The 9,049-nt window shown below is 39.0% G+C and carries 5 protein-coding genes and 2 pseudogenes; 6 read left to right on the top strand and 1 reads right to left on the bottom strand.

Translation table 11 applies throughout. The features are described 5' to 3' along the window. Window positions 1–642: 642 nt before the first annotated feature. Entirely contained in the window at window positions 643–1,863 is a 1,221-nt protein-coding gene (locus ACFIO3_RS05310) for an MFS transporter (protein WP_375607413.1), read from the bottom strand. Window positions 1,864–3,112: 1,249 nt separating this feature from the next. Between ACFIO3_RS05310 and ACFIO3_RS05305 the strand changes: the two are divergent. The 6 genes and pseudogenes from ACFIO3_RS05305 to ACFIO3_RS05280 form a co-directional block, all read left to right on the top strand. Then, window positions 3,113–3,361: pseudogene (locus ACFIO3_RS05305) on the top strand (baseplate assembly protein); the annotation flags it as partial. A 228-nt stretch (window positions 3,362–3,589) separates the two neighbouring features. After that, the gene (locus tag ACFIO3_RS05300) at window positions 3,590–4,801 is read left to right on the top strand and encodes a YbfB/YjiJ family MFS transporter (protein ID WP_375614769.1); all 1,212 of its coding nucleotides are present in this window, start codon (window positions 3,590–3,592) and stop codon (window positions 4,799–4,801) included. A 95-nt stretch (window positions 4,802–4,896) separates the two neighbouring features. Then, the gene (locus tag ACFIO3_RS05295; protein ID WP_375704174.1) at window positions 4,897–6,765 is read left to right on the top strand and encodes an FAD/NAD(P)-binding protein; all 1,869 of its coding nucleotides are present in this window, start codon (window positions 4,897–4,899) and stop codon (window positions 6,763–6,765) included. Between the two features lie 58 nt (window positions 6,766–6,823). Then, window positions 6,824–8,095: a hypothetical protein gene (locus ACFIO3_RS05290; RefSeq protein WP_375614767.1), complete on the top strand. Its 1,272-nt coding sequence runs from the start codon at window positions 6,824–6,826 to the stop codon at window positions 8,093–8,095. Window positions 8,096–8,109: 14 nt separating this feature from the next. Then, window positions 8,110–8,319, top strand: coding sequence for a 2-hydroxymuconate tautomerase family protein (locus tag ACFIO3_RS05285; protein WP_375607418.1), 210 nt, complete (start codon window positions 8,110–8,112; stop codon window positions 8,317–8,319). Between the two features lie 149 nt (window positions 8,320–8,468). After that, window positions 8,469–9,049, top strand: a pseudogene (locus ACFIO3_RS05280) (phage tail protein); the annotation flags it as partial.

The following is a 9,049-nucleotide window of genomic DNA, read 5'->3' as shown; positions in this document are numbered from 1 at the left end:
TGGTCGAAGGCGCTCCCCTGCTAAGGGAGTAGGGCTCAAAAGGCTCTCGAGAGTTCGAATCTCTTCCTCTCCGCCATCTATTGTTATAAAAGCAGTCGATTGTGTGTAGGAGTTCTGTTTATCCCGTTGGGATTATGCCTCTCATATAAAAAGCATGTTCTAAACACAAATACACTTGTGTTGCCAATTTATGCACTTGTTTTAAAGAGATATCTTTGCAATGTGTATAAGCCCATTTTGCGACGCCAACTCGTATGGTATAAAACGCAAAAGTTTCTGTGAGGCGTATAAAGCCTTATAAAGCCACACTATTTGTATACTTATGAAGATGCAAAGAGGCATATTATATATCTGCTTTCCTGTTGTTATAGATTTTGACTATGAGAGTTCATAAAAGGCATTTTTCTTTTCTAAATCGTTTTTATTTATACGGCTTTCTTTGCTTATGATGTGCAAGCAAATGATTTTGATTGTTTCAACCATAAAGCAGATTTGAAAAGAAAGAATCTTACAATATTCGCGCTTGGCATATTATCATTATAAATCAATGTGTTACTTTATATTTGCATTGTATATTGAAAGTTGAATGTGTCAATGCTTTTAGAAAAAAACATTGTGAGTGGTAATTTAAAAATTTTCCTCTCATAGAGACTTTTGAGAGTGTTTCATCCATCTCATGACAACCAAACCACACATGAAAAAAGTAATGGTCGGTAATATTAGGTAGTAAGATGGAGAAACTTTTGCCGGAAGAAAAGAAATAATACTCAATACTGTAATTGAAAATATTCTTCCGCTAAAAGAGACAGCACCAACAACACCGGAAATATGCTGCGTTTGTTTTTGGTTAAGTTCTGAAAAAAATAAGCTTTTTGCACCGATCGGTACAGTGCAAATAAATCCATGGATTAAAGAGAAGGCGATGACTGATGCAGCAGTTTGATGGCTATGAACTGAAAAATAGAGCGCTATGCACATCAGAGCAGAAAAGAAGGAAAAGTGTTTTATAGAATTCTTATATTTTTTATCAAGAACATGATACTTAGACATCAGTAAATTTGAAAAATATTGTGCTGAAAAGGCTCCAATATGGCAGCACATCAAGATGAGCATTTGCGAACCGTTGAGGTGATGAATTTTTCCCCCTGAAAGTATTATTGGTTGCCAGAAATGATAAATAATCTGAATACCAGCGCTAAAAAGGCACATGAGGAAAATAAACCATGCTCCTCCTACTGTGTTTTGAAATATCCAAAGCGTTTCCTTGGCATTGTGCAAGATTGTTTTTGTTTTGGACGTTTCAATTGTTGTTTTCTTTTCTTCAGGAACAATAAGGAATATCAAAAAAATAAATCCCATCATGAGGCATGAGATGATATATCCCATAAAATATCGTCCAGAGTAGTAGATCGTTCCAATGCCTACAATCCCACTGAGAATACTTCCGAAAGAGTTAACTTGGTGGTAGAGATGAGCATAATGCGAAAAGTGATCCTGTTTATCGCCTAGAGAATGGTAAATCCATCCGTCAATGGCGCTGACAATGATACAAATGCCCGCTGCATAGAGAATTTGCGCAATAATAAGTGCCGTCATATTGGGAGCTTGAAGGCATAGAAGATAAAATACTCCTGTCATAAAGACCCCAGCCATAACGGAATATTTACGCCGATATCTGTCAGATAAAACAGCGCAGGGAAAATCAAGTAGCAGAATGGTGGTGGAAAAGACAACCTGAAGCAGAGCTAATTGCGCCAGACTAACTCCCATGGACATTAAAAAAATCGCATGGTAAACGCCGATCAGCATGCGGATAGCGTTATAGGATCCATAGGTGAGAGCAAGGGTGCGAGGTCTGTTCATTGTGTTGTTTCATAGATTGTACAATAAGAATTTTCACTAAAAAGAATATTTTTCTGTGAAAAGATAGCGGTTTCATATCCCCATTCAGGGATCAGTGGAAAGAAGGCTTCCATAACCACCCCAAAATTTAAAAGGCCTCTTAGTCTATATGGGACTTTAAAGCGTATTAATGAGAGAAAATGATGCAATTTTGAAGTGATTATGAGAAGCAACATAAGCCTCATAAATGAGATTGTTATCTTTTGAGGGGAATTGCTTGTGGGGCTGTTTCTTCCATAGTAATCATTTTGTCTAGATCTGTAAAATGACCCTAGGACGGCAAGATCATTGACATAATTAGAACTTATAGAGGTGTGTTTATTTTTTATACACCATTCACTGATCCATTCTCTTTGCTGATCAGCTGAAATAGCACAAATGATCCATAAATCGGTTTTTGGTAATTTTTTGATATCTTTTTTTATAGTCATCAACATTTGTAATCCCCCCCTTTCTTTCTGACTGTTTCTCCGTATCAATTTACGTCTAAAAATTTTTTTCAGAATTCATCTTTACTTTATTTATTAAAAAGATTGTCTCGCAAGGTGCTTTTTGATCACGTCATTACGATTAAGAATTAAATTTCTGATATAAGAGGAAGGGGGCATGATACATTGTGACTAAATACATAAATCCCTCCATATTCTGAAATGATGATTTCCTTTTGCAAAACAGTATCCTGAATGGAAGCTCGATAACCATTACTTTGATCATGGAAATGACAACTTAAAAGAGTTCTTATGAGTGCTTGAAGATATTCTTTAGATATTACAGAAAGAACAAGAAAATAGTTTAAAAAAATCAAACTTGGAATGAAAGCTTTCATCTTATGATGGATAATGGTGAATTTTAAACTTCATCTACTGTTTTTTTGATCTACTGTGCTGTAAGAAAGATTAAACTCTCCCAATTCATGTCTCTAATTTAGGTCATTGATCATAAACATTATATACTGTCTTTTCAAATTATAACTTTGCTCACTGCTTGTCTTCACTGATTAAATCAACATTTCTCTAAAATGCCACTTGAGAAAAATGCATCCTATCAGTTTAATACTCCATGATCTTTTAATTAATTTAAGGAAGATAACATAAAATATAATATAAAAAATGAATAAATTCAATTTTTGTAAAAAACACAAACTTTTTTACTGCTGCTGATAAAAAACAAAGCTATATTAAAAGTAGTCTTTATACTCTTCAATACTATTGATTTTTGGTTGTTACCGGATGAAGGTTCCTTTGTTTTGGAAAGAGTGGAGCAGAGTTTAAGAGAAGAATGGACGCGTGCGCAAAAGCTTGGGCGTGATCTCTCTTTAAGTTGGTTACTAAGCTGCCTGATGGTTGAGGGTGTTCACCATGTGAACATAACGCAACCTTGTGAGGATATTTTAGTCGCACTTGATGAAGCTGTAGCTTTGGGGGATATTATCTTGTTTGAACGGGGGCGTGCTGATTGATTTCCTCGTTGTTATTGCTGCTTAATTTCAGCCATTATTTTTCTGAAAAAGAAGCTTTGTAGGGAGAAGAGTATCCATGGAGCAGAGTGTAAAACGAAGAAATGCATATAACTGATCCAATAATGTTGACAATAATCGCTCAATATGTTCCTCTGGTTGTTCAAACAAATGGCTAGATTGGCTTTTATTCTCTGAGGTAAGTGCTACTCTCGATGAGATAGAACGCGGATGAGCGAATTATCAGTTAAGGGATTAAGAGTAATGGGGGGAAAAAATAATCGTCAAGATTTGAGTTATTTCAAAGTCGCTGTATTCGGTATGATTATTATGATTTTGGGGATGGGGATCGGGCGATTTTTCTATACGCCGGTATTTCCAGTTATGTTGGATGAAGGATTGTTTACCTTTAAGCAACTTTCTTATATAGCTAGCGCTAATTATGGCGGTTATTTAATTGGGAGTATGTTTTTTTCGTTTTGCAGAGTTGGGAATATATCCCGTGCTCCCCACATGCTATTTGGTGCAGCTATAGTGACGAGTGCACTTATTTTTGCCATGGCGTTGACACCAAACTTTTACTTGGTCTTCTTTATCCGCTTTGCTGCCGGTATCGCGAGTGCGGCAATGATGATTTTTGGTTCTATGACGGTTATGCAGCATAGTCACAAGGTGTGGGTTATTGCTTCGCTCTATGCGGGTGTGGGAGTTGGTATTCTACTGGGTAATGAGTATGTTATTATTGGTTTGAGTAAATCACTGAACGCGCAAAGTATTTGGTTTGGAGCTGGTTTAATATCTGTTATATTGTTGCTCGTGTTATTTATTTTATTTCCACGTCGTGTTGATGCATCTCAATTTGCTATTAACGAGTCATTGGCACACGAAAATATCGTTTGGTGGGAACTCGCTCTGATTTATGGGCTCGCTGGGTTCGGTTATATTATTGTCGCGACATATCTTCCTCTGATGGCGAAAACATTTAATTTCCCACTACTTGCTAACCACTTATGGTCGTTTGTCGGAATAGCCATTGTTCCTAGTTGTTTCATTTGGTTATGGGGAGCCCATCGGTGGGGGGTATTACGTTGTCTGATGCTCAATTTGCTTATCCAAGGAGGATGCGTATTACTGACATTATTCAGCCAGTCTCTTGTACTGATCGTTCTCAGTTGTATAGGGTTTGGATTTACTTTTATGGGGACGACTTCTTTAGTTATGCCGTTAGCTAAGCGTTTATATGCGCCGTATGGCATAAATCTGCTTGGGTTGGCTACCTTAACTTACGGTTTTGGCCAAATATTAGGACCTCTCTTGACGAGTTTTTTACAGTCTGGTTCACATGCTATTACGCTTTCCGTTATCTGTGGTGCTGTAGCGCTTTTTGCTGCTGCTGGAATCTGTCAATATTGTCTTTGTAAAAAGGTTGTTGGCGTTTCATAAATCTGCAATCTTCACTAAAAAGTCGAGAGAATTTATTCCATTCTTTTTGAAACATTTTGTGAAAGTCAAATTATTTTAATAGGAGAGATTACAGAATGCTTCACTCTACAGTCGCTATTTTGGGTGTTGGTCCTCGTGGGATCAGTATTCTCGAACGCTTGCTCACGCTTTATTCCCATTATCCATTTTCTGGGAACATTGATATTTTATTGATTGATCCCAATGAGATGGGGACCGGTACCCATAGTGTGCATCAGCCGGATCATTTATTGGTTAACACTGTCGCCTGCCAGATTACTTTATTTGGTGATGATACAGTTAAGGGAGTAGGGCCTATTCGTAAGGGACCGAATTTTTATCAATGGGCTATTCAACAAGGTTATCGTAATATTAACGGTGTTTTTTCTCGTACAGAGCGTGATGTTGGGAGAGAAATCAAAGAAAATGATTATTTATCACGTCGTTTATTAGGGGAATACCTGTCTTGGGCTTACCAAGAGCTCACGCAAGATTTACCTTCCGGTATTCGTATTAAGGAGATCCGAGAAAAGGTTATCAATCTCCATATCCACCAAGATAATAAAACGGATGTTCTTTTGGAAGATGGCTGTCGTTATAGTGTAGATTTTGTTTATATTACCACGGGTCATGGTAAGAATATATATTCATCGCATGATGAAAATCTGCAACAGTTTGTGGCTGTTCACCAAATGAAAAACGCGCTGTTGAACTATTATTCGAATCCTTATCCAATTGAAAAATTGGACTCTATACAAGCTCAGTCTCGTGTGCTGCTGCAGGGAATTGGATTAACTGGCTATGATGTCTTGTCGCAATTGACTTATGGTCGCGGTGGGACTTTTACTGAAAATGCTGGACAATTGCATTACACGCCAAGCGGCAAAGAACCTAAGATAGCTCTATTCTCCCGTCAAACATTGCCTTTTAGTAGTCGCGGGATTAATCAAAAGGGTAGTAGTGGGCAATACATACCATCATTCCTTACTCTCGATGCAATACATCATCTGCGTAAGCAGTCCAGCATTGCTAATGGTTCTCCGCAGCTGGATTTCGAAACGCAGCTTTTACCTCTGTTACTTAAAGAAATGTGTTATGTCTATCGAAGTACGCAGCTAGGGCATTGGCTAGACCCTGAAACCTATGTTGTTACTTCCAAAGACGAGCAGTGTATTCAAGCGTTGCTGTATCCTCATCAAAATAAAATATTCGCCTCTCTGAATGATTATACAAGATTCTTCATTGAGCATTTAAGGGAAGATCTTCATTCTTCCGCTGCAGGTAATGTTGAAGGCCCAGTGAAAGCTGCTACAGATGTGCTAAGAGATGTCCGTGATATTTTACGTGCAGCAATTGATTTTTGCGGGTTAACGTCTTCATCTCACAAGTACTTTATTGAATATTTAAATCCAAACTTCAACCGTATTTCTGTCGGTCCACCAATGCAGCGAAACCAAGAGTTGAAGGCTCTGATGGAGGCTGGTATCGTGACTTTGGCTGGTGGACCTTCACCTAAACTTGTTCTCAATGCTAGTACCAGCCGTTTCGAAATTCAGTCTGTTTTCCAAGATGAAAACAGTTCAGTTGATGGAGATGTGCTGATCAAGGCCAAGATTGATAGTTTTTCTCCGTTGCGTGATGAGTCTCCTTTTATCAAAAATTTGGCTGCTCAGGGTATTATCCGGCCATTTATCAACCAAGGATATCATCCTGGTGGTATTGATATTGACTGTCAGCAGCATCCTATAGACATTAAAGGACAAGTACAAAATACATTATGGGTGGTCGGTAATCCAGTAGAGGGGCCAAATTTTTATACATATATTTTGCCTAGACCTTTAGTTAATTCGCGTGCACTGCGGGATGCAGGGCACTGTGTCATTGACATGTACGAGCAGCTTCTTAATCGCTACTCAGTCAAAGATTCAATAATTAATGTACATTGATGATATAAAAAGCTTCCTGATACGCATGTCCTCCGTATCCGCTATAATGGCGATACTGATGCTATTCATTTTTCTTATATCTATCTCAATGAGAACTTGGTTTCTTATTCCATTGGCTGGAGTGACTGTTTTTGGTTATTTTCTTTTGACGATACCATACTGGTGGTTGAAGGGGAATGCACGCAGTGGTGTGGCCATCCTGTTGGCTTGTACTTTAGTGCTGATATGGCGTTGGTACTTGCCTGATGTTGGTACTGTGCTTGTGCGTTTTACTGATGTCTTTTGGCTATTACTCGCCATGGGATTGTTGCGCCATGTGATGAATATATGGCGTATTTCAGAATTTCTCTCTGAACGGTTGATGCGCTATGGAAAGGGTTCGCTTACCCTGTCCATCGCGATACTGACTGCGTTTCTAGCTTGGCCGATGAGTTTGGGGGTTATCCCCCTAATGATTGATGCCTTGAAGCAAAGTGTTTTTCCCTCTCGCCATTTGGCCGCTATTGTGATGCGAATGATGAGCATCACAATGGTACTGATGCCGACCAGCATCGGTGCAGCAACAGTTTTCTCTGCTATGCCTAAAACACCAATATTCACATCCGCTGCTTTGGGGATACCACTTTTTCTATTCAGTCTGTTGTTGTTGTGCATTTCTCCTGTTGTACCGCTAGCTAACCCGATTATTTGCGATGAGAGGAGAGCGAATAAAGAAGGAGAGAGAGTAAGAATTTGGATTTTTTTGATATTTTTCTGGCTAACATTTATCGTTGCATTGACAGTTATCAGGTTGAATGCACTAGAAAGCATTGCATTGACGGCGAGCATTCTATACCTCATTGAGCGTGTGAGTTCACTCAGTGTTGATTTTTTGACTCCTTTGGTGGCAGTGATACGCAGTATATCCAGTGAAATTATGTTGTTGCTAGGTTGTAGTCTGCTAATATCTACTTGTGATTTGCTTATTCCTTTGTTGCCGGTGACGTTTAGTCATTCATTGGCATCACTCTCTGTTTGGCAGCGTTATGCCTGTATTCTCTTTGTATTGCCAATTTTCAGTGTAGTAGGAATTCACCCTATGGTGCTATTTAGTTTGGCATTTCCCTTACTAGGGTCATCGATGGCTTATGGGGTTACGGATTATTTGGTTTGGATTTGCTTCTTTATTGCAGCTCAACTCCTTTCTCCTGTATCAATAAATGCTATTTTTGCTTCCAGTAGCCTACATATTTCACCGGTAGATACGAGCTTTAAAATGCATAGCTATTATGTATTAATGTTTAATCTTTTTGCGTTCATTTATTTGAGTTTTTTTATTCAATATTTGTAAATTATGGAGATCTTATGCCTTACATAAATATTAAAATTACTAATGAAGGGGTTACCTCTGAACAGAAACGGCAACTAATAGAAGGGGCAACTCAATTATTAGTTAATATTCTGAATAAAAATCCGAAAACGACTGTTGTCGTAATTGATGAAGTGGAGACAGACAATTGGGGTATCGGTGGAGTTCCCATTACAGAATTAAGAAAAGCTCAAAATAAAGAATAACTCTGTGTATTTGAAAAGAGTTTAAGGTCAATAGGGTTAATTAATGTAAAAAATCACGACCCTTAGCAACATTTGATCAAACCGCCCTTGGGGCAGTTGTTACAGCCCCTGATGCGGATGCACAAATTTATCCCCTTAACGAGCCCGTGTTGGTCTTCACCCATGAGACAGACAAAATCCAAAAGCTTGGGACACGGGGCACAGCTCTTGATGTTATCAATGCCGTGTGCGCGCAAGGGATTGAGGCACAAATTATCCTTGTGCGGGTGGAAGAAAAGTCGACCATTGCTGAGACACAAACCGAAATGGTGGGGTCCAATACTCACTTGACCGGTGTGCATGCCTTAGCGCATGCTAGAGGGCATTTGGGTGTGGAACCTGGAATTCTCTTGGCACCGGCTTATAGTGCAGGGCGGATTGACAATGGCAAAAACCCTGTGGCAGACGCTTTAGAACAGGTTGCAGAAAAGCTACAAGCCATTGCTGTGTTTGATACGGGAGGTAAAAACACGGAAGAAAGCCTTGCTTATCGTGCAGATTTTTCCTCACGCTTTTGTTATTTGATTGATCCCTTTGTACGGGTGGCAAATTCTGATGGAGGTGTGAGTATAAAACCCGCAAGTCCTTTTGCAGCAGCCATGTTTATCAAGCGGGACAAGCAAAGGGGCGGTGTTTTTTGGTCTCCTTCCAATCAAGATGTGCATGGCATTTTAGGGACAGCACGCCCCAT

The sequence above is a fragment of the Bartonella sp. AD328YNZD genome (assembly GCF_042196425.1).
The sequence above is the reverse complement of the archived record's forward strand: the minus strand, read 5'-3'. Positions and strand labels throughout refer to the sequence as shown.